Origin of the sequence: Solibacillus kalamii, assembly GCF_002174535.1 — a bacterium.
Taxonomy (GTDB): domain Bacteria; phylum Bacillota; class Bacilli; order Bacillales_A; family Planococcaceae; genus Solibacillus; species Solibacillus silvestris.
This window is the reverse complement of sequence record NZ_NHNT01000009.1, coordinates 133,654-155,932: the sequence shown is the minus strand read 5'-3', so window position 1 is coordinate 155,932 and position 22,279 is coordinate 133,654. Positions and strand designations below refer to the sequence as shown.

Here is a 22,279-nt window from a genome sequence, read left to right as displayed (position 1 = left end):
TAACAGTTGTCCACAGGTTTGTTATATGTGAAAAACCTGTAGATAAGCGTTGTGGATAATTTTTAAGAGCAAAAATACTATTCACAGCATAAACGTAAATTAATTTTATAAATTGTGGATAACTGAGAGTGTGGATCAGCAAAGGGATTTATATGAGGTTTATAGAGAAAAAGAGAAAAATTATAATGAGGCATTGACAAACAGGTTTTATTCTTTATATAATATCATGGTCTGTATGTAGAGATAGATATAGTAACGCTCGAATTCAGGAGGTGTATATAAATGAAACGCACGTACCAACCTAAAAAACGTAAGCACTCTAAAGTTCACGGTTTCCGCGCTCGTATGAGCACTAAAAACGGCCGTAACGTATTAGCTCGCCGTCGTAAAAAAGGAAGAAAAGTATTATCAGCATAAGTCCACTGAGCCACATCAGTGGTCTTTTTTTTCTTTTATCGTTGTTGAATGAGCAAAAAAAGTACCAATGATTAGATGGAGCAGGTGAATGGATCATGAATAAACGCCAACGTATAAAGAAAAATGAAGATTTTCAAAAGGTGTTTAAAAAAGGTAAGTCGTTTGCGAATCGCCAATTTGTTGTATATTGCTTGAAGAAGGAAGAACAACAGGCGTTTCGTATTGGCTTATCAGTGAGCAAAAAAGTAGGAAATGCGGTCACTCGGGTTCAAGTGAAACGCTATATTCGCCAAGCTTTTCTGGAATTAAAAGATGAAGTAAAACAAGATATGGATTATGTTATTATCGCCAGAACGCAGGCGGCCACACTGGATTTTCACGAAACCAAAAAGAGCTTGCAGCATGTTTTAAAGGTTGCAAGAGTATATAAAGGATAGTTCCATAATTAATTGTTTCTTATTCATTACTTGAAACTTTGAATATATAGAACAATTAGTAGTGTACGAACGTCCGTACATGGTAAAATATTGTCATAAAAATTGAATAGGTTTGCTTTAGGAGGAAGAAGGTTGAAGAAAAATCTATGGATAATGCTGTCACTTGTTTCAGTAGTATTACTGCTATCAGGCTGTACAGAATTTGACCAACCAATTTCATCTGAAAGTGATGGCTTTTGGAATGAATATATTGTTTGGCCATTAGTATCATTTATCAAGCTTTTTGCTGATATGTTTGAAGGTAATGCCGCGAATTATGCATTTGCAATTATTATCGTAACTGTTATTATTCGTCTAATCATTCTGCCTTTAACTATCAAACAAGTAAAAAGTTCTAAGAAAATGCAGGAAATGCAACCGAAGTTAAAAGAGCTGCAAGCAAAATACAGCTCAAAAGACGCGGCAACTCAGCAAAAATACCAGCAGGAAATGATGCAGTTAATGCAGACTTCAGGTGTTAACCCATTAGCTGGATGTTTACCGATTCTTATTCAAATGCCGATCTTAATCGGTTTCTATCATGCAATTAGCCGTATGAATGCAACACCGGATGCATTTGAGCTAGGGACATTTTTAGCGGTTCCATTAGCGGAGCCAAGTATTGTATTTGCTGTTATCGCAGGTCTTATCCAATATGTTGTATTAATGACTGGTCCCGCTGTAGATAATCCGCAAATGAAAATTATGATGTACATCATGCCATTAATGATTGTTGGTTTCGGTATTATTTTACCTGCCGCTTTATCATTATATTGGGTAGTTGGAAACTTTGTATCTGTATTACAAAACCTTGTTATTTACAAACCTTGGAATAAAAATAAACCGGATGCTACCGATGCAAAAGGAGCGAAATAAGTGAAACAAACTACGCAAATAGGCGCAACAGTAGAAGAAGCGATCTCATTAGCGTTACAAAAGCTTGGCCATACTCGTGAACAAGTTGATGTGGAAGTTTTACAAGAGGGTAAAAAAGGATTTTTAGGTTTTGGAGCACGAAATGCTGAAGTTCGTGTAACTGTAAAGGAAATTGTTCAGCAGCAAGTGGATCAAGAGACGACTTCAGCTTCTGCACCTGATGTGGAAGAACAACCAATTGTCGAGAAAACAATCGAGAATGAGCCGGTTTTAGCTAATGAAGATCAACCAATTCACCATGAACAACAACAACAAGTGGATCCTATTGAAGAAGCAAAAGAGTATTTAACGAATATTGCTTTAGGGATGGGAATTACAGATTTAACAATCGACCATGAAACAGATGGTAAACATGTTTCATTTAAGTTATCGAGCGAGAAAGCAGCATTATTAATTGGGAAGCGTGGTCTTACATTGAATGCGCTTCAACATTTAACTCAGCTCATTCTTAATAAAACAGCCAAATCGTTTATGATTTTACAAATGGATGTGGAAGATTATCGTGAGCGACGTCAAATTGCCCTTGAACAGCTGGCATTACGGATGGCGGACAAGGCTCTTCGAACACGAAAACCCGTATCATTTGAACCGATGGCATCTTATGAACGAAAAATTATTCATAATGCCCTGGCAAATCGTATAGATATTGAAACGCACTCAGAAGGTGTCGAACCAAATCGATATTTAGTCATAGAGCCAGTAAAATAATATACAGACAGTTTTCGACCTATTCTTTTGGATAGGTCGTTTTTTTAATGAAAGATGGAACCAAATCTACATTACTTTAGATTTTAATTAAAATATGTTAGTCTAAATTGTTAGTTAGTATAGCACGGATGTGATTTATCCACATGTGGATAACACTGAAATAGGAGGATATAAATGGAATTCGATACGATTGCTGCGATTTCCACTCCAATGGGAGAAGGAGCTATTGCGATTGTTCGTCTGAGCGGCGATGAGGCGGTAGCGATTGCAGATAAAATATTTAAATCACCAAATCATAAGCGTTTGACGGAAGTTGCGACACATACTATCCATTACGGACATTTGATCGACCCGAAAACGGATGAAGTGGTAGAGGAAGTTATGTTGAGCTTAATGCGCGGACCGAAAACATTTACGCGAGAAGATGTTGTCGAAATCAATTGTCATGGCGGTATTGTATCTGTTAACCGAGTATTACAGCTTGTCTTACGTTACGGTGCACGTTTAGCAGAGCCTGGGGAATTTACGAAACGTGCATTTTTAAATGGCCGTATTGACTTATCACAGGCAGAAGCCGTAATGGATTTAATTCGTGCGAAAACTGACCGCGCGATGAATGTTGCGCTTGGCCAGATGGATGGAAAGCTTTCTCGTCTTATTACATCTTTACGCCAGGCATTATTAGAGACGTTGGCACAAGTGGAAGTAAATATTGATTATCCGGAATATGACGATGTAGAAGAAATGACGATTCCTGTACTTCTTGAAAAATGCGGTTGGGTACGAGAGGAAATTATTAAATTACTTCAAACATCATCCCAAGGTAAAATTTTACGTGAAGGTTTATCTACCGTTATTTTAGGACGTCCAAACGTAGGTAAATCATCTCTTTTAAATAGTTTAGTTCAAGAAAATAAAGCGATTGTAACCGACATTGCAGGTACAACTCGTGATATTATTGAAGAATACGTAAATGTACGTGGAGTTCCTTTACGTTTAGTTGATACAGCAGGTATTCGGGAAACAGAAGATATTGTTGAACGAATCGGAGTTGAACGTTCGAGAGAGGCATTAAAAGATGCCGATTTAATATTGCTTGTATTAAATTACGGAGAAGAGCTTACAGAAGAAGATGAACGCCTTTTTGAAACGATTCAGGCGATGGATTATATTGTCGTTGTCAACAAGACAGATATCGAACGCAAAATCGATTTAAACCGTGTTCATGAATTGGCTGGAAAACATCGTGTCGTAACAACTTCGTTATTGAAAGAAGAAGGTGTAATCGAGCTGGAAGAAGCGATTGCAGCATTATTCTTTGAAGGGCAAGTAGAAGCGAATGATTTAACATATGTATCAAATGCGCGACATATTGCGCTATTGCATCAAGCTCAACAGGTGATTGAGGATGCGCTTGCTGCAGCTGAGTCAGGTGTACCTGTCGATATGATTCAAATCGATGTGACACGTACATGGGAAATTCTTGGTGAAATTATTGGAGATACTGTACAGGAAAGCTTGATCAATCAGCTATTCTCGCAGTTCTGTTTAGGGAAATAAATCGGAATAAAAGAGAGGAAGAACAACATGTCAATACAATACGAAGCAGGTAATTTTGACGTAATCGTTGTTGGTGCAGGACATGCAGGTGTGGAATCTGCCTATGCAGCTGCGAAAATGGGTGCTAAAACACTCATGCTTACAATTAACTTAGATATGATTGCGTTTATGCCTTGTAATCCATCAGTCGGCGGACCTGCAAAAGGAATCGTTGTTCGCGAAATTGATGCACTTGGCGGTTTAATGGGACGCATTATCGATAAAACACATATTCAAATGCGCATGTTAAATACCGGGAAAGGTCCAGCAGTACGTGCTTTACGTGCACAAGCGGATAAATTCCAGTATCAGCATGAGATGAAACGGGTTTTGGAAGAAGAAGAAAACCTTCAAATTCATCAGGCAATGGTCGATGAACTAATTGTAGAGGATGGCGAAGTAAAAGGTGTTATTACACAAGTTGGAGCAATTTACCGTGCACCGGCTGTCATCATTACAACAGGTACGTTTTTACGTGGGGAAATTATTTTAGGAAATCTGAAATATTCTTCAGGTCCAAACAACCAGCAGCCATCAATCAAATTAGCCGATAACTTAAAAGAATTAGGATTCGACTTAATCCGATTTAAAACAGGGACACCACCACGTGTAAACAACCGTACAATTGATTATTCAAAAACGGAAATTCAACCTGGTGATGATGTACCCCGTGCATTCAGTTTTGAAACAACAGAATATATTATGGATCAGCTTCCTTGCTGGTTAACTTATACAACAGAAGAAACACATCGTACAATTGAGGAAAATCTGCACCTATCCCCAATGTTTTCAGGGATGATTAAAGGGACAGGTCCACGTTACTGCCCTTCCATTGAAGATAAAGTAACACGCTTTAACGATAAGCCGCGTCACCAGATTTTCCTTGAGCCAGAAGGACGCAATACACGTGAAGTATATGTCCAAGGTTTATCGACAAGCTTACCTGAGCATGTTCAAAAGAAATTAATTGCTTCTATTCCAGGGTTGGAAAATGCGGAAATGATGCGTGCTGGCTATGCCATTGAGTATGATTCAGTCATTCCTACACAATTATGGCCAACATTAGAAACGAAAAAAATTCAAGGTCTTTATACAGCAGGTCAAATTAATGGTACTTCAGGCTATGAAGAAGCAGCAGGCCAAGGTTTAATGGCCGGGATGAATGCAGCAGCAAAAGTTTTAGGCCGTGAAGAAATCATATTAGACCGTTCTGATGCCTATATCGGTGTATTAATCGACGATCTAGTTACAAAAGGTACAAATGAGCCTTACCGTTTATTAACATCTCGTGCAGAGTACCGTCTTCTGTTACGTCATGACAATGCAGATTTACGTTTAACGGAAATCGGTTATAAAGCAGGGATGATTACGGAAGAGCGTTATGTGAAGTTCCAACATAAAAAAGCACAGATTGAACAGGAAATTGCCCGTCTGCGTGAAGTTATTATTAAACCAAATGCGACAACGCAGGAAGTAATCCGTAATGCTGGCGGTGCGGAGCTAAAAGATGGTATCCGCGGAGCAGACCTTTTAAAACGTACAGAAATGACGTATGATTTAGTTGCTTCCCTTACTCCATCGGAAATCGAACTTTCGGATGATGTAAAAGAGCAGATTGAAATTCAATTAAAATATGAAGGGTATATTCAAAAAGCGCTTCAGCAAGTAGAGAAAATGAAGAAGCTTGAGGATAAGAAAATCCCTGAAAATATCGATTATGATGCCATTCCAAGCTTAGCAACAGAAGCACGTATGAAACTGAAAAGTGTTCAGCCGCTTTCAATTGCTCAAGCATCGCGTATTTCAGGTGTTAACCCTGCAGATGTTTCAATTTTACTTGTCTATATTGAGCAAGGTAAAATTGCAAAAGTAACTACGAACTGAATGATGTGAGCGTCTTTATCCAGAAAGACGCTCATTCTTTAATATGGAGGAATCATTTTATGAACGAAAAGCAGTTTATCGAAGCATTGAAGGAAAAGGGTATTGAGCTATCAGAACACCAGATTGCGCAGTTTAAAAAATATTTTGAGCTATTGGTTGAGTGGAATGAAAAAATGAATTTAACGGCGATTACGGATTTGGAAGGTGTTTATTTAAAGCACTTCTATGATTCGATCAGTGCGTCTTTTTATTTTGATTTTACAAAGGTGACAACGGTATGCGACGTTGGTGCAGGTGCAGGATTCCCAAGTATTCCGATTAAAATTTGCTTCCCTCACTTACAAATTACGATTGTCGATTCACTTAACAAACGAATTACATTTTTAAATCATTTAACAAATGAGTTAAACTTGGATCATATGACATTTGTTCATGCCCGTGCTGAAGAGTTCGGTCAAAATGCAGCATATCGTGAAAAGTTTGATGTTGTAACAGCCCGCGCGGTAGCACGTCTTTCTGTTTTATCAGAGTTATGTATTCCTTTAGCAAAAGAAGGCGGTTATTTTGTTGCATTAAAAGCTGCAGCAGGTGCAGAGGAATTAAAAGATGCGACAAAAGCCATCTCTACGTTAGGCGGAAAATTAATAGAGGAGTTTGCATTCCATTTACCGGTTGAAGAAAGCGAACGTTCACTTTATGTATTTGATAAAGTAAAATCGACACCGAAAAAATACCCGCGTAAACCAGGTGTTCCGAATAAAACACCAATTAAATAAATAAATTTACGAAATTTGAAATATATCCGTCTTTTGCTGCATATATATTTATATTTATGTTTTTTTAGTGGATAGAAAAATATAAGTTTATTTTGAAATACAAATGGGTATAGACACTATTTTGTCCTATTTTAGGCGAATTCAGTCTATCACCTAAATTACTATTCATTGAACACTGTACATTTTTGATTGAATCAGAAATAATATTGTATATGAGGTAGACAGTTTCCTAAAGGTGGTGCCACACGGATGAAAAGTACTTTTTCACGTTTTTTCGGAGGCGGGAGCAAAGAGCCAGAAGTAAAAAGTGAAGTAGAAGTAATAGAGAATATCTCGATGGCTTCAGAAGAAGTAGTTAAAATTCCAATAGACAAAATCATTCCGAACCGTTATCAGCCACGTACAGTTTTTGATGATGAGAAGATTGAAGAATTAGCAAGAACGATTCATACACATGGCGTCATTCAACCAATTGTGATTCGTCCAATAAATGATGACGCGGATAAATATGAAATAATTGCCGGTGAGCGACGTTATCGAGCGATGAAATCCTTACAATGGACAGAAGTACCTGCTATTGTACGTAATTTAAATGATCGAGAAACGGCGTCTATTGCCCTTATTGAAAATCTTCAACGTGAGGAATTAACAGCAATTGAAGAAGCGCTTGCTTATCAACAATTATTAGGATTGCATCAGCTTACACAAGAAGCGCTTGCACAACGTCTTGGTAAAGGACAATCAACAGTTGCTAATAAATTGCGTTTATTAAAGTTGCCTCAATTTGTTCAGGATGCTATTTTAAATCGTGAAATTTCGGAACGTCATGCCCGAGCTTTAATTGTAATCAAAGATGAGCAATTACAAATGCAGCTCATTGCAGCGACAAAAGAGTTTGATTGGAATGTTAGACAGCTTGAAGAACAAATTCAAAAAATTCTAAATCCCGATGAGCCTGAGATAAAAAAACGTAAACCAAGCAGAAAAGCGATTAGCAAAGATGTACGTATTGCCCTTAATACGATCAAGCAGTCGTTATCGATGGTGACGAAAAGTGGAATTAATGTTAAAACGGAGGAAGAAGATACAGATGATTACTACCAAATCACTGTAAAAATTCCGAAGAAAAAATAAATTATTGAACTGCCCGAAAGATAACGACTTTCTAGGCAGTTTTTTTAGTAGATTAGTAGAAGCAGCAAGTTTTTTGAAAATAAATTTAGTTTCATAGCATCGTTTTCTAACATTTTTTGTTAAGATAAAAGAAACAGTATTATAAAAGGAAGATTTAATCATCCAAGATTTTTAGACTTTAAAAATATACCTAAATTGAAGTGATGAAAGCAGGTGCGGATATTGGGACGTATTATTGCGATAGCCAATCAAAAAGGTGGCGTTGGAAAAACGACAACCTCTGTTAACTTAAGTGCATGTTTAGCTTTTTTAGGAAAGAAAGTATTAATAATCGATATCGACCCACAAGGTAACGCTTCAAGCGGATTAGGTGTTCGAAAAGGTGATTTGGAAAGCTGTATTTACGATGTATTAATTAATGATGAAGATATTAAAGGCGTTATTCAACAAACAGATGTAGAAAATTTATATATTGTCCCTGCTACAATCTCATTGGCAGGTGCTGAAATTGAGCTTGTTTCCACAATTTCCCGTGAAGTTCGACTGAAAAAGTCATTACAGGAGATTAAAAATAACTTTGATTTTATTATTATTGATTGTCCGCCATCACTTGGCTTATTAACTATTAATGCGCTGACTGCCTCCGATGCACTGATTATCCCGGTACAATGTGAATATTATGCATTAGAAGGGCTGAGTCAGTTGCTTTCCACAGTCCGCCTTGTCCAAAAGCATTTGAACAAGGAGTTAATGATTGATGGAGTGCTACTCACAATGCTGGATGCCCGTACGAATTTAGGGCTTCAAGTAATTGACGAAGTAAAGCGCTATTTCCAGGATAAAGTATATCGCTCGATTATTCCGCGTAATGTGCGGTTAAGTGAGGCACCGAGTCATGGGAAACCGGTAATTTTATATGATGCAAAATCACGTGGGGCAGAAATTTATTTAGAGTTTGCAAGGGAAGTGATTAAAAATGGTTAAAGGTTTAGGTAAAGGGATTGATGCGCTTTTTCGTGAAGAGGCCGTACATAAAGAAGACCAGGTACAGCAAATTGCAGTCGGAAAAATTTTAGCAAACCCATTTCAGCCACGTAAAATTTTTGATGAAACTGCAATCGAAGAATTAGCTAGCTCTATTCATGAACATGGTATTATTCAACCGATTGTCGTCCGTAAAAACGGAAGGAAATATGAAATTGTAGCAGGTGAACGCCGTTATCGTGCGGCGGTTAGTGCAGGTTTGACAGAAGTCCCTGTCATTGTAAAAGATTTTAATGAGCAGCAAATGATGGAAGTTGCTATTTTGGAAAACTTGCAACGCGAAGATTTAACACCAATTGAAGAAGCAGAAGCATACAACAGTTTAATTGTGAAATTGAATTTTACACAAGATGATTTAGCGAAACGATTAGGGAAAAGTCGTCCACATATTGCCAACTTAATTCGTCTGTTGCAGTTACCGGAAGATATTCGGGACCTTGTCAACGAAGGAAAGCTTACAATGGGGCATGGGCGAGCATTGCTTGGTTTAAAAAATAAACGACGTATACCTGAAGTGGCTCATAAAGTTATAAAAGACCACCTTAATGTCCGTCAGTTGGAAAAGTATATTCAAGATTTAAATGAAGCTGTTTCACGTGAAACAAAGCCTACAAAAAAGGATATTCATACCCAGGCAACAGAATCCCAACTACGCGACTATTTTGGAACACAAGTACAAATCAAAAAAGCTAAGAACAAAGGTAAAATTGAAATTGAGTTTTATTCAGATGATGATTTGCATCGCATTTTGGAAATATTAAATATGGAACAACAATAAAAAGGTGCTGAGCGAAAAGTTTCAGCACTTTTTTTATGAACAGTTATAATATAAAAAAGACTAATACTTACCTAATACATTAAGGGAGTCTTATCTCTGCCTCGATTCTTCAGAGGCAGTCAAATTACTATCCGTTAATAAGAGTTAAAATTGAATTTGTTGGACAGCAAATAGAAAGAGGAAAATTTCATGGTATTACTAGGTTCTCTGTTAAATGCATTATTTATCATAATCGGTGCATTAATTGGCCGTATCTTCAAAAATATTCCAGAATCCATGCAACAGACAGTGTTATCCATTATCGGGTTAGTTGTTGCGCTATTAGGAATTCAAATGGGACTGGAGAGTACGAATTTTATTCTCCTTATAGTCAGTTTAATCATTGGTGCGGTCATCGGCGAGTGGCTCGACCTTGAAGGAAAGTTTAATCGCTTCGGTCAATGGATTGAGTCCCTTTTTGGAAAACGTGCACAAAAAGGAACGATTGCAGAGGGGTTTGTTACTGCAACGCTCATTTTTGTTATTGGTTCAATGGGAATTCTCGGTGCTCTTGATAGTGGCTTGCGCAACGATCACAATATACTCATCACTAAAGGAATTATTGATGGATTTATGTCCATTATATTAAGTTCAACTTTAGGAATCGGTGTCATATTATCAGCAATTCCTGTACTTTTATATCAAGGCTCAATTGCATTATTTGCAGGTGTTATTAGTACATATATACCTAGTGAAGCACTGGACCTATTCATCACAGAAATGACAGCAACGGGCGGTATTATGATTATGGCAATCGGTTTGAATATTGCCGGATTAACGAAAATCCGTATAGCCAATTTGCTGCCAGCGATTTTGATGGTCGGGATACTCGTTGCGATTATTTTTCCGTTTCAGTAAGTGACGCTGCCATGCTAAAACAAGTGCTCGAACGATTTTATCACTCATAGAATACGTAACATGCAGTCTCGTATTTTGTAATACTTTAGCTTCCATAAAGCCTCCGACGTTAACAATTCCTTTTACAGAAATATTACCGATAGGGGGCAACTCTTTTTTCACGGCCTTTCCGGGATAAAGAGGGCCCTGCTGGATAAGAATAGAACCAATCGCATTTGATTCACCTAAACATGCATCAATGGCAATAATAAAAGGTTGCTCTTTTTCATTAATCAACTGCTCGTAACGCTCTACAATATTGAGCGCGTGAAGCGGTGCCTGCAATGTACCAACAACCGGAAATGGAAATGAGAAAGTTTGGTGCAGCTGGCTGCCGATAATCGGGCCTAATGCATCACCTGTAGATCGGTCTGTACCGATACAGCAAAAAATAAGTTCTTCATGGTCAAACGGAATCGTTTTTAAAAAGATTTCGCTCAGCTCCCAAACAGCGCTCGTCTGTTCGTAATGTACACTATAATTTTGAGGACAGGCTTGTGTCATATTATCACTCCTTTAATTTTTAAATTTAAATAGATTACTCGAGAAATAAGCTAAAATACGATATATTTATGCAGTATATTCAATTTTAAAGTTTGTTATACAAGAGGTGGTAAATTTGGAAAAAGATTTGAAATTAGATTTAGAGGAATTTGCTGAAACGGATATTAAAGGACTCGCACGCTATACGACTAAACTTTGGGAATACGTCACAAGTGCGGAATTTTTGGATAAGATCATTGTAGCCAGCGCGAAAATTCTGGCGATTATCGTTATTTCATACCTTGTCGTTTTTATCGGCAAGAAGGTCATTCACCGAGTGTTTATGCTGCGTGTAAGAAATAATGAGCGTCGACAGCTTACGATTGTAAAGCTGCTGCAAAGCGTATTGAGCTATTTAGTGTACTTCTCTGCCATAATGGGAATTTTATCGGCTATGAATATACAAATTGCCGGGTTACTGGCAGGGGCAGGTATTGCTTCTGTGGCCATTGCCTTTGGTGCGCAAAACTTAGTGAAGGATGTTATTACAGGGTTCTTCATTATTTTAGAGGATCAGTTTGGTGTAGGGGATTTTGTGAAAATTAATACGGCAGAAGGTACTGTGATGGAGATTGGTCTTCGTACAACGAAAGTGAAAGGGATAACAGGAGAGCAATTTATTATTCCAAACGGCAGTATTGTAGATGTTATCAATTATTCTATCAACAACTCAAAAGCTACGATTAATATGCAAATTCCGCTTGATGTCAATATTGAAAAAGTTCAAATGGTTATACAAAGCTATCTGGATACATTACCGGAAAAGTATGAGGAGCTTGTCACTGCTCCGGTTTTTCTAGGTGTAACAAATACGACAAGCACAGAAGCGACAATTGGTATTACGCTGGAAACCTTGCCTTTACAGCAGTATTCCATTTCCCGTATTATCCGAAAAGATGTAATGGATATCCTGACTCGTAACGGCATTCCTCTTGCTGTACCGAAAATGATGTTTTATGAGCGAAATCAGGGAGGAGAATAATAGATGGAAGCAAAGCAGTACAGTCTTAATGACGTTGTGGAAATGAAAAAGCAACATCCTTGCGGCACGAACGAATGGAAAGTAATTCGATTAGGTGCCGATATTCGTATAAAATGTGAAGGTTGCGGACATAGCGTTATGATTCCACGCCGCGAGTTTGAGAAAAAAATGAAGAAAATATTACGTCAGGCAGAAGAAGTCTAAAAGCAAAATAGACTTTTATGCGTCCAATCAATATAATAGACAAGGTTGTAAAATTTAATGGACACAAAAATCCATAAAAGAATTAATAATAAATTTAAATGAACTGAACATAGAAAGGTTGTGTCAATATGGCATTAACAGCTGGTATTGTTGGTTTACCTAACGTAGGAAAATCGACTTTATTCAACGCAATTACAAAAGCAGGTGCACTTGCGGCTAACTATCCGTTCGCAACAATCGAACCGAACGTTGGCAGCGTAACTGTTCCGGATGAGCGTTTAGACAAATTAACAGAATTAGTAGTACCAAAGAAAACAGTTCCGACAACTTTTGAATTTACAGATATCGCGGGTATCGTAAAAGGCGCTTCTACTGGTGAGGGTTTAGGAAACAAATTCCTTGCCCACATTCGTGAAGTGGATGCAATTTGCCAAGTTGTACGTTGTTTTGAAGATGAAAATATTACGCACGTTTCAGGTACAGTAAATCCTATCGATGACATTGAAGTAATTAATTTAGAGTTAATTTTAGCGGATATGGAATCAGTAGATAAACGTATTGCACGTGTAGCAAAAATGGCAAAGCAAAAAGATAAAGAAGCAATGGTAGAAGAGCCAATTCTTCAAAAGCTTAAAGACGTATTAGAAGCTGAAAAACCTGCTCGCGCGGCAGATCTATCAGATGACGAGAAAAAAGTGATCAAAGGTTTACATCTATTAACGATTAAACCAATGCTTTATGTTGCGAACGTTTCTGAAGATGAAGTAGCGGATCCATCTGAAAACAAGTATGTAAAAATGGTACAAGAATACGCAGCAGCTGAAGGCGCACAAGTAATTACTGTTTGCGCGAAAATTGAGGAAGAAATTTCTGAGTTGGAAGACGATGAGAAAAAAGAATTTTTAGCTGAATTAGGAATTGCTGAATCAGGATTAGACCAATTGATTAAAGCTTCGTACAGCCTATTAGGTTTGGCTACTTACTTTACAGCTGGTGTGCAGGAAGTTCGTGCATGGACATTCCGTAAAGGGATGAAAGCACCACAATGTGCCGGTATTATTCACTCTGACTTTGAACGCGGCTTTATCCGAGCTGAAACAGTGGCATATACGGATTTAGTAGAATACGGTTCAAAGCCAGCTGCAAAAGAAGCAGGCCGAGTACGCGCTGAAGGTAAAGAGTATGTTGTACAAGATGGCGATGTATTAGAGTTCTTATTTAACGTATAATTAGTAGACGCTTTGTGAGTATAATCATATCCTCGCAAAGCGTTTATTTATATATGAAAATAATCTATTTCTTTAATATTAAAAGGCGTAGCCAGTTGCATAGAAATAACAACTATGATACAATTCATTGATGTGAGTAATAGAAGTTACTTGCTCCTTGCTCCCTATTTAGTAGGAGAGCCCAAGTCCATAAGGAGGTGCAAACACAAATGAGAAAGTACGAATTAATGTACATCATCCGCCCAAACATTGAAGAAGAAGCGAAGAAAGCTTTAGTAGAGCGTTTCCAAGAAATCTTAACTTCAAATGGTGCAGAGATCACTGAAGCAAAAGATTGGGGTAAGCGTCGTTTAGCTTACGAAATCAATGACTTCCGCGAAGGTTTCTACCAAATCGTGAAAGTTAACGCTGGTACTGAAGCTATCAACGAATACACTCGTCTAGCTAACATCAGCGAAGACATCATCCGTCACATCGCAGTACGCGAAGAAGACAAATAATTTTTAAACTTAAATGCTGAAAAAAGGAGGGTGCATTGATGATTAACCGTGTCGTATTAGTCGGAAGACTTACAAAGGATCCAGAGCTTCGTTACACACCGAGTGGAGTTCCAATGGCACGTTTTACGATTGCCGTAAACCGTACATTTTCGAGCCAGTCGGGTGAACGCGAAGCAGATTTCATAGGCTGTATCGCCTGGAGAAAACAAGCTGAAAACTTAGCAAACTTCATGAGAAAAGGGAGTTTGATTGGTGTAGAGGGTCGTATTCAAACAGGTAGCTTTGAAGGACAAGATGGAAAGCGTGTGTATACAACAGATGTCGTTGCTGATTCAGTGCAGTTCTTAGAACCACGTGGAGGAGCTAATGCATCACAAGGTGCACCAAGCCAACAATACGGTGGTGGAGGGCAAAATTATGGTGGTCAGCCATCTTATAATCAGCCTAACCCACAATTTGGAGGCGCGCAATCACAGGATTCTTACGGTTCTTATCAACAGCCAGCTCAAAATCAGCAAAACTATACACGTGTAGATGAAGATCCATTTGCAAACAGTAAAGGACCGATTGAAGTTTCTGAAGACGATTTACCGTTCTAAGAATTTCACATCTATAATTAAAAATTAAAAGGAGGAACACGATAATGGCACCACGTCGCGGAGGCCGCAAACGCCGTAAAGTTTGCTACTTCACTTCAAATAACATTACGCACATCGACTACAAAGATGTAGATCTTTTAAAGAAATTCATCTCTGAGCGCGGTAAAATTTTACCACGTCGCGTAACTGGTACTTCTGCTAAATACCAACGTAAACTTACATCTGCAATCAAAGTTTCACGTATTATGGCATTATTACCATTCGTAGCTGAAGAAAAATAATTTCTTAAAATGTACAGCAAAGGCTTAATTGTCCTCTGCTGTACTTTTTTTTATTGTATAAAATTTTTTTATAGATCCATAAACAAAGGCTGCCACAAAACAACTTGTGACAGCCTGAGAAGTGCAACAGCTCATTTGCAGGCTGTTGCATACATTATTATTTTGTAATTAAATCAAGATTGACCGGAATAACCTCTTCAACCGTTTCACCGTTTAAATAAGCAATCGCTGTTTCCATCGCGATCTTTCCTATCTCATCAGGTTTTTGTGCAACGGTTGCAGCTAGATTCCCTGCTTTTACAGCAGCCACCGCATCGTCTGTCGCATCAAAGCCAACTACTACAATTTTCTTACCCGAAGCTGAAATTGCTTCCTGCGCACCTAATGCCATTTCGTCATTGTGTGCAAATACTGCTGTAACATCCGGATTAGACTGCAGGATATTCTCCATGACTGTTAAGCCCTCTGAACGGTTAAAGTTCGCTGTTTGCTTTGCAACGACGTCTAAGATACCTGTTACAGCTTCATTGAATCCTTGTCCACGATCACGTGCAGCAGATGAACCTGCGACACCTTCCAACTCGACGACTTTGGCACCTTCACCAACTAACTCTGTAATATATTCTCCTGCCAGTTTTCCGCCAGCTACGTTATCAGAGGCGATATGCGATACGACTTCTCCACCTTCAGAAGAACGGTCTACCGTAATGACGGGAATATTTAAAGCATTAGCAGATTCAACAGCAGTTGCAACAGCAACAGAATCTACAGGGTTAATAATGATCAAATCAACATTTTGCTGGATTAAATCTTCAATATCGGAAGCTTGTTTAGACGCATTATCTTGGGCATCTACAATCGTTGTATTTACACCAAGTTCTCTTGCTTTTGCTTCCGCATTTTCACTTAGCGTCACGAAAAATGGATTATTTAAAGTTGAAATCGATAAACCGATTGTCATTGTATCACTACTGCCTTTTGTGGATGTGGCAGATGTTCCGAAAGAAGGTTCCAAAGAGAAGCCAGGTTTTACCGAACAAGCCGATAGCATCACAGTGGCCAAAAGAGCCATTAATAATATTAATTGTTTTTTCACGCTTATGACCTCCGTCTACGCTGTTTTTTTACGGTCAATTAACACCGCGATTAAAATAACAATTCCTTTTACAACTTGCTGGAAGAATGAAGAAACGCCGATTAAGTTCAATCCGTTATTCAACACTCCGATAATTAAGGCACCTACTAATGTACCGAAAATCCAGCCTTTACCGCCTGTTAAACTTGTCCCACCTAAAACAACTGCTGCAATTGCATCCAACTCATAAGATGTACCTGCTGTTGGCTGTGCAGAGTTTAGACGAGATGTTAAAATCAGTGCGGATAAAGCTGCTAACATACCAGTTAATGAGTATACAGCAATTTTTACACGGTCCACATTGATTCCTGATAATTTAGAAGCCGCTTCATTGCCGCCTACTGCATAAACACGGCGACCGAATGTTGTTTTATGCATAATTACATATAACGCAATGAAAGCTAGAATCATTGTACATACTGGAACTGGAATACCGAAGAAGTATCCTTTACCTAACATCTGGAATGTAATTTCATTTCCTAAGTCAGAAACAGGGCGACCATCCGTATACACTAACGTTAATCCACGGTAAATTGTCATGGTTGCCAATGTTGCGATGAATGGTGCTACTTTACCCTTTGCAATGATGACACCATTTACAGCACCAAGAATGCCCCCTAATAATAAGGCTGCAAGAATCGTTAACACAGGATCTATTCCTGAAGCAAGCATTGTGGCAGCAACTGCTCCTGTAAGGGCTAATGTCGAGCCAACCGATAAATCGATGCCGCCGGTTAAAATAACAAAAGTCATACCGAATGCAATGAGCGCACTAATCGATACTTGACGTAAAATATTTAAAATATTATCTGTTGTCATAAAGCTTGGATTTAAAATCGTAATGACAATTACAATTAGAAATAATCCTAAGAGAGGACCTAGCTTTCCTAACATTTCTTTTGAGCTAGTTTTTAACAACTTCTTCTCCTCCTGTTGCGTAATGCATAATAGTTTCTTGTGTTAAGTCAACGTTGTCTAAAATAGCTGTTTGACGTCCTTCGTGCATGATCATTACACGGTCCGCCATACCTAACACTTCCGTTAGCTCTGAGGAAATCATTAAAATGGCTACACCTTCCTCGGCTAACTGATTCATAATCGAGTAGATTTCTTTTTTTGCACCGATATCAACACCGCGAGTGGGTTCGTCCAAGATTAAAATATCCGGTTTTGTACTTAACCATTTCGCAATAACTACTTTCTGCTGATTACCGCCGCTTAGTGAGCCGACAGCCTGTGTCGCATCACTGCAGCGAATATTTAACTGCTCAATATATTTTGCAGCATGTGATTCCTCTTGTTGCGGTTGAATAAAGCCGCTTTTTGCAATTGTTTTCAAATTAGTTAAAAACATGTTTTCCTTAATTGAAAAATCTAGTACAAGACCTTCTGTTTTACGGTCTTCCGTTACAAAACCAATTCCGTATTTCATTGCTTGAATCGGGTTTTTGATCGTCACCTTTTCCCCATGGATGAAAATATCCCCTTTGGACTTTTTAAGGTTACCGAAAATGGCCTGTGCCACTTCTGTACGGCCTGCGCCCATTAAACCAGCAAACGCTAAGATTTCCCCTTTACGAATCTTGAAGTTAATATCATTGCATATCGCGGGACATGTTAACCCTTTTACTTCTAGAGCAATGTCCCCAATTTTTGCATTACGGCTTGGATAACGTTCACCAAGCTCACGTCCGACCATCATTTTTACAATTTCATCAAAAGTTGTTTTTGGAATTTCACGAACACCAACATACTCACCATCACGTAAAATTGTAATACGATCACAAATTGCAAAAATCTCTTCCATACGATGCGAAATATAGACAAACGAAATACCTTTTGCTTTTAGTTCTCTAATCGTTTCAAAAAGTGTTTCAATTTCACGATCTGTAAGGGCAGCTGTTGGTTCATCCATTACGATATACTTTGCTTCTGAATTAATTGCTTTGGCAATTTCAATCAGCTGTTGTTTTCCGACAGATAGCGAACCGGCAGGCTGGCGAACATCAATATGCAAACCAAGTTTTGCTAATAGTGTCTGTGCTTCTTTATTCATTTCACGGGTACGCAGTAATCCTGTACGACCGACTGTTTTTTCTTTCCCTAAAAATAAGTTTTCCGCTACCGATAAATGCGGCAGAATATTTAATTCTTGGTGAATTACGTGAATGCCTAAACTTTCTGCGTCTTTTGCTGAAGTAAATGTATACGACTGACCGTCAACTAGCACGTCACCATTATCACGCGAGTAGATGCCGGCCAAAATTTTCATCATTGTTGATTTACCGGCACCATTCTCACCCATTAAGGCATGGATTTCCCCGTTTAACAGGGTGAACTCAACATTGTTTAATACGACGTTTCCATTGAATGCTTTTCTTATGCCCTTCATTTCAATCATGTTCCGTCACCTACCTTAAAAAATTACGCCGCTTTGTAGCATGATATTGGCGTATGGTGTTATTTCACCTGTACGAATAATGACCTTTGCTTCGCTCGACATCTTCTTGAATTGTTCGTGGGATATATATGTAACCGGTTCCACTTTTTGCAATATAGAAGAATGAATAGTTTCGTTAGCAGTTTTTATTTCTTCGGCTAAGTAACTATGTTCTACTTTTAAATCTTCTAGAACAACTTCTAAAATCGCGATAAATCCTGGTTCTCCCAGTTTGTATGCTAAATCAATACATGTAACACCGTCCGGAACTGGTAAGCCGCAATCGGCAATAACAATTTTGTCAGTATGACCTAAACGTGCAAATATACCGGCTAATTCTCGGTTTAAAATGCCTTGTTTTTTCATTTTGCGCCTTCCTTTCGAACAATCACATCTTCTAATTTTGGCATCCCACCTTGGGCTCCAAATTTTTCAACGGACAATGACGCTGCTATATTCGCAAAAAATACTGCTTCTTCAATCGATTGACCGTTTGTAATAGCATGTGCAAAGGCACCGTTAAATGTATCACCGGCACCTGTCGTATCGACAGCTGTTGTGTTGAACCCTTTTACATGTACATGTTTTGTCCCATCAAAGTAGCGTGCACCATCTTCACCTAATGTCACAATTAACTGATTCGGATATTTTTCCAATGCTGCTTCAAGATCATCTCCAAATAGTAGGGCACATTCAGTTTCGTTCGGTGTTAAGTACTTAATATACGGCATCCATTCAATGTCGAAGTTTGCTGCTGGAGCAGGATTAAATAGTACTGGCACTTGAAGCTCTTTACATAAATTTAGGCTATATTTTATCGTTTCTACTGGAATTTCAAGCTGCATTACAACTAACTGACTATTTTCAATAACAGTTTTTGCAGAAGCAATCACTTCTGGAGATACTTTAGAGTTGGCGCCTGGTACAACGACAATACGGTTGTCCGATTCGTGGAGTAAAATATTTGCAATGCCTGTAGCACCACTTGTATTCATAACTAAGCTCGTATCTATATTTTCTTCATTCAGGTTCGCACGGAGTTCCGTACCGAAGCTATCCGAACCGACAGCGCCTAACATTTTTACTTGGCTGCCTAAACGTGCAGCTGCTACTGCCTGATTCGCACCTTTTCCGCCTGGAACCGTTGTAAATAAGCTCCCTAAAACGGTTTCCCCTTTTTTAGGGAATACATTCATTTGAACGACTAAGTCCATATTGATACTTCCTATTACCGTTATCATTTTGCAGCTTCCTTTCTTGTCGTCCCTCGCACAATTAATTGCGGATCTATATTTAATACCGTTTGTTTCATTTCTTTGCCTTCAATCTGTTCGATTAACATTGTTGCGGCTGCAGTACCCATCTTGTATAAATCCTGACCGACCGTTGTTAAAGGCGGTGATACCATCTCACCGAGCGCAATACCATCAAAGCCAACAATTTGCAGTTCTTCTGGTACGCGCTTGCCAAGCTTATGTGCAATGTGAAGTGCAGCAATGGCTAATGTATCGCTGCTTGCAAAAATACCATCAATCTGCGGATTTATTGCTAAACACTGTTCGATCGCTTTAGCAGCAACTTTAAAATCAAATGACGATGTTATAACTATTGGATCTAATCCATGTTTATCAGTTGCTTCTAGAAACCCTGTAAGACGATCATCCGCCGTTTTTAAACCGTGTGGACCACCTATACATAATAAATTTCTTGCACCATTCGTGAGTAAGTACTCACCCCCAAGCCTTGCTCCTTTTTGGTTATCGGTTGCCACGGTCGGGACAGTTGCATCGATTATTCGGTCAAGAGCAACAATTGGTGTATTGATTGATAGATAAACAGAGGAATCTAATAAGCTTGTTGCCACAATTAAGCCGGCAACATAGGTTTGTGATAAGCGCTCTAAATATAACAATTCCTTTTCTATTTGGTCGTCTGAATTACAAAGAACAACTGTATAGCCATAAGACCACGCCATGTCTTCCACAGCACGCGCCAATTCTGGAAAATACGGATTTTTTATATCAGGAACTATGAGGCCAATAATATTGGATTGTTTTTTACTTAGTGAACGTGCAACGCTGCTTGGCTTATAATCCAGCTCACGAATTGCCTGTTCAATACGTTCTGATGACTTTTTACTGACATAACCATTTTGGTTTAAGTAGCGTGATACTGTTGCTACAGAAAGATTTGCAACCTTTGCTACATCTTTAATGTTAACCATTTATCCGCCCCCTAAAACAAAATGTGTTACCGGTTACATAATATATGCTATACAATACAAATTGTCAACGAAATAGATGACATAAAGAACAGAAAAAAGGCTTTTTATACGTAGAATCTAGTTATTCAAACAAAAATTACTCCATATTAAGTTATACTAAAAAAATTATAATGACATACTATTGGTTTCTTTTACATTTTAGCCAATAGATTTCAACCCTATTTATTGGAGTTATTCCAGTATTTAGATGCCCCCGCACAGTTTTGGATGGATGCAGATGTGGTAAGTAGAGGAGAAGTCAAAGGGGATATCATCATCTATACGTTTAATCATTCTTCTTGTCATGACGGTTATTTTGAATGGGCATGCAAAAATGGTACAATAGAAACGTGAGAAAAGTTGAAAGTAGACTGGTCAAAAAGACGACCAAATGTAATAACAAGGTTTAAATAATCGTTGCATTATAAAGTCTTACGAACAACAGATAAGGAAGGTTCTCCATGCAAAATAATCAAACAAGAAAGCTGGCACATGGTGCGATGATGATTGCGCTGTTCACTGTGCTGATGGCAATCGTATTTTATATTCCATTGGCGAATATTATCGCGGCGATTATTGCTCCATTACCGATGATTTGGTATAGCGCAAACTATAATCGAAAGTCATCGCTTTTAGTCGCAGTGATTGCTGTATTTATTACCTTTTTTATAGGTGGACTGCTTTTACTACCCGCTTCATTAATCTTTGCAGCAGCAGGTGTAGCGATAGGGGATGCTATTTATCATAAAAAAAGTAAAGTATTTATGTTTATCTCAACAAGTATCGTCCTGCTGTTCACATTTGCAATTCAGTATTTAATTTCATTGCGTTTGTTTGAAGTAGATTTTATTCGAGATTCTATTGCGCTCATGAAGACGAGCTATATGGAGTCAATTAAAATGACCGAAAATCTGACTGGACAACCTGTGCCCAAAGAAACAATGGAACTGGCGAATACTATGTTAGATACGTTGGAAATGACAATTCCGGCTTCCATTACATTTGCCATGTTATTTATGGCATTTATTATTATTACCGTTAATTTACCGATTTTAAAGCGTTTAAAAGTAGACGTTCCAAAATTTGCGAAGTTTAGTGAATTACGTTTACCCCGATCGGTATTATGGTATTATTTAATCGTTTTATCTGTGAATTTATTCGTTCGTCCAGAGGCGGATTCGTCATTGGCTATTATCATCCTAAATATTTCGATGGTATTATGGGTATTATTAACAATACAAGGTATCTCATTTATTCATTTTGTCATTGATGCTTTTGGTTATCCGAAGTTTATAAAAGTTTTAAGTACAATTTTGGCAATACCTCTCTATTCATTTGTCATTTTAGTAGGTATTGTTGATTTAGGCTTTAATGCACGTAATTACATTCAAGAAAAGAGTCAGAAATGAGGAGCT

General features: G+C 38.2%; 25 protein-coding genes. 18 read left to right on the top strand and 7 right to left on the bottom strand.

Annotation, left to right across the window (positions count from 1 at the left end; genetic code table 11):
- Positions 1–282 precede the first annotated feature (282 nt).
- From rpmH to CBM15_RS13570, 11 genes are all read left to right on the top strand, one after another.
- Positions 283–417, top strand: a complete 135-nt coding sequence (rpmH, locus tag CBM15_RS13620; protein ID WP_008408389.1) for a 50S ribosomal protein L34 — start codon at positions 283–285, stop codon at positions 415–417.
- 95 nt (positions 418–512) lie between these two features.
- Positions 513–854 (top strand): ribonuclease P protein component, encoded by a 342-nt coding sequence (gene rnpA, locus CBM15_RS13615; protein ID WP_008408387.1) that lies wholly within the window; start codon positions 513–515, stop codon positions 852–854.
- 132 nt (positions 855–986) lie between these two features.
- Positions 987–1,769, top strand: coding sequence for a membrane protein insertase YidC (gene yidC, locus CBM15_RS13610; RefSeq protein WP_087617927.1), 783 nt, complete (start codon positions 987–989; stop codon positions 1,767–1,769).
- A complete protein-coding gene (gene jag, locus CBM15_RS13605) occupies positions 1,770–2,537 on the top strand; it encodes an RNA-binding cell elongation regulator Jag/EloR (RefSeq protein WP_087617926.1) in 768 nt (255 codons plus the stop codon).
- 174 nt (positions 2,538–2,711) lie between these two features.
- The gene (mnmE, locus tag CBM15_RS13600; protein ID WP_008408382.1) at positions 2,712–4,097 is read left to right on the top strand and encodes a tRNA uridine-5-carboxymethylaminomethyl(34) synthesis GTPase MnmE; all 1,386 of its coding nucleotides are present in this window, start codon (positions 2,712–2,714) and stop codon (positions 4,095–4,097) included.
- 27 nt (positions 4,098–4,124) lie between these two features.
- Positions 4,125–6,020, top strand: a complete 1,896-nt coding sequence (gene mnmG / locus CBM15_RS13595) for a tRNA uridine-5-carboxymethylaminomethyl(34) synthesis enzyme MnmG (RefSeq protein WP_140405569.1) — start codon at positions 4,125–4,127, stop codon at positions 6,018–6,020.
- Positions 6,021–6,079: 59 nt separating this feature from the next.
- Positions 6,080–6,796 (top strand): 16S rRNA (guanine(527)-N(7))-methyltransferase RsmG, encoded by a 717-nt coding sequence (rsmG, locus tag CBM15_RS13590; protein ID WP_014822346.1) that lies wholly within the window; start codon positions 6,080–6,082, stop codon positions 6,794–6,796.
- A gap of 249 nt (positions 6,797–7,045) precedes the next feature.
- Positions 7,046–7,930 carry a nucleoid occlusion protein gene (noc, locus tag CBM15_RS13585; RefSeq protein ID WP_008408374.1) on the top strand — a complete coding sequence of 295 codons (885 nt, stop codon included), beginning with the start codon at positions 7,046–7,048 and terminating at the stop codon, positions 7,928–7,930.
- Between the two features lie 222 nt (positions 7,931–8,152).
- On the top strand, positions 8,153–8,914 hold the full coding sequence (locus tag CBM15_RS13580; RefSeq protein WP_014822348.1) for a ParA family protein: 762 nt from the start codon (positions 8,153–8,155) through the stop codon (positions 8,912–8,914).
- On the top strand, positions 8,907–9,752 hold the full coding sequence (locus CBM15_RS13575; protein ID WP_008408369.1) for a ParB/RepB/Spo0J family partition protein: 846 nt from the start codon (positions 8,907–8,909) through the stop codon (positions 9,750–9,752). Before CBM15_RS13580 ends, CBM15_RS13575 begins: the two co-directional genes overlap by 8 nt.
- Positions 9,753–9,941: 189 nt before the next feature.
- The gene (locus CBM15_RS13570) at positions 9,942–10,649 is read left to right on the top strand and encodes a DUF554 domain-containing protein (protein ID WP_087617925.1); all 708 of its coding nucleotides are present in this window, start codon (positions 9,942–9,944) and stop codon (positions 10,647–10,649) included.
- On the opposite strand, the gene yyaC is transcribed toward CBM15_RS13570, so the two are convergent.
- Positions 10,566–11,192 carry a spore protease YyaC gene (gene yyaC, locus CBM15_RS13565; RefSeq protein WP_008408365.1) on the bottom strand — a complete coding sequence of 209 codons (627 nt, stop codon included), beginning with the start codon at positions 11,190–11,192 and terminating at the stop codon, positions 10,566–10,568. The two genes, CBM15_RS13570 and yyaC, sit on opposite strands and share 84 nt — an antisense overlap.
- A gap of 115 nt (positions 11,193–11,307) precedes the next feature.
- Between yyaC and CBM15_RS13560 the strand changes: the two genes are divergently transcribed.
- The 6 genes from CBM15_RS13560 to rpsR all read left to right on the top strand — a co-directional run bounded on the left by CBM15_RS13560 (position 11,308) and on the right by rpsR (position 15,026).
- Positions 11,308–12,213, top strand: a complete 906-nt coding sequence (locus CBM15_RS13560) for a mechanosensitive ion channel family protein (RefSeq protein WP_087617924.1) — start codon at positions 11,308–11,310, stop codon at positions 12,211–12,213.
- 3 nt (positions 12,214–12,216) lie between these two features.
- Complete coding sequence (locus CBM15_RS13555; protein ID WP_008408362.1) at positions 12,217–12,417, top strand: DUF951 domain-containing protein; 201 nt, start codon at positions 12,217–12,219, stop codon at positions 12,415–12,417.
- A gap of 128 nt (positions 12,418–12,545) precedes the next feature.
- Positions 12,546–13,646, top strand: coding sequence for a redox-regulated ATPase YchF (gene ychF, locus CBM15_RS13550; protein WP_014822352.1), 1,101 nt, complete (start codon positions 12,546–12,548; stop codon positions 13,644–13,646).
- Positions 13,647–13,855: 209 nt separating this feature from the next.
- The gene (gene rpsF, locus CBM15_RS13545; protein ID WP_008408357.1) at positions 13,856–14,146 is read left to right on the top strand and encodes a 30S ribosomal protein S6; all 291 of its coding nucleotides are present in this window, start codon (positions 13,856–13,858) and stop codon (positions 14,144–14,146) included.
- A gap of 38 nt (positions 14,147–14,184) precedes the next feature.
- The gene (gene ssb, locus CBM15_RS13540) at positions 14,185–14,745 is read left to right on the top strand and encodes a single-stranded DNA-binding protein (RefSeq protein WP_087617923.1); all 561 of its coding nucleotides are present in this window, start codon (positions 14,185–14,187) and stop codon (positions 14,743–14,745) included.
- 41 nt (positions 14,746–14,786) lie between these two features.
- Positions 14,787–15,026 (top strand): 30S ribosomal protein S18, encoded by a 240-nt coding sequence (gene rpsR / locus CBM15_RS13535; protein WP_172954456.1) that lies wholly within the window; start codon positions 14,787–14,789, stop codon positions 15,024–15,026.
- 157 nt (positions 15,027–15,183) lie between these two features.
- Here the strand turns inward: rpsR and rbsB are convergent, their stop codons facing one another.
- Genes rbsB through CBM15_RS13505 form a run of 6 tightly spaced genes read right to left on the bottom strand, consistent with a single transcriptional unit; the run spans position 15,184 to position 20,825 of the window.
- The gene (rbsB, locus tag CBM15_RS13530) at positions 15,184–16,122 is read right to left on the bottom strand and encodes a ribose ABC transporter substrate-binding protein RbsB (protein WP_087617922.1); all 939 of its coding nucleotides are present in this window, start codon (positions 16,120–16,122) and stop codon (positions 15,184–15,186) included.
- A gap of 15 nt (positions 16,123–16,137) precedes the next feature.
- Positions 16,138–17,079 (bottom strand): ribose ABC transporter permease, encoded by a 942-nt coding sequence (rbsC, locus tag CBM15_RS13525; protein ID WP_087617921.1) that lies wholly within the window; start codon positions 17,077–17,079, stop codon positions 16,138–16,140.
- Positions 17,066–18,562: a sugar ABC transporter ATP-binding protein gene (locus CBM15_RS13520; RefSeq protein WP_087617920.1), complete on the bottom strand. Its 1,497-nt coding sequence runs from the start codon at positions 18,560–18,562 to the stop codon at positions 17,066–17,068. The genes rbsC and CBM15_RS13520 overlap by 14 nt, the downstream gene beginning before the upstream one ends.
- A 15-nt stretch (positions 18,563–18,577) precedes the next feature.
- The gene (gene rbsD / locus CBM15_RS13515) at positions 18,578–18,967 is read right to left on the bottom strand and encodes a D-ribose pyranase (protein WP_087617919.1); all 390 of its coding nucleotides are present in this window, start codon (positions 18,965–18,967) and stop codon (positions 18,578–18,580) included.
- Positions 18,964–19,842, bottom strand: coding sequence for a ribokinase (gene rbsK, locus CBM15_RS13510; protein WP_087617918.1), 879 nt, complete (start codon positions 19,840–19,842; stop codon positions 18,964–18,966). The genes rbsD and rbsK overlap by 4 nt, the downstream gene beginning before the upstream one ends.
- A complete protein-coding gene (locus tag CBM15_RS13505) occupies positions 19,839–20,825 on the bottom strand; it encodes a LacI family DNA-binding transcriptional regulator (RefSeq protein WP_087617917.1) in 987 nt (328 codons plus the stop codon). Before CBM15_RS13505 ends, rbsK begins: the two co-directional genes overlap by 4 nt.
- 500 nt (positions 20,826–21,325) lie before the next feature.
- On the opposite strand from CBM15_RS13505, the gene CBM15_RS13500 reads away from it, so the two are divergent.
- Positions 21,326–22,273 (top strand): YybS family protein, encoded by a 948-nt coding sequence (locus CBM15_RS13500; protein WP_087617916.1) that lies wholly within the window; start codon positions 21,326–21,328, stop codon positions 22,271–22,273.
- Positions 22,274–22,279: the final 6 nt, after the last annotated feature.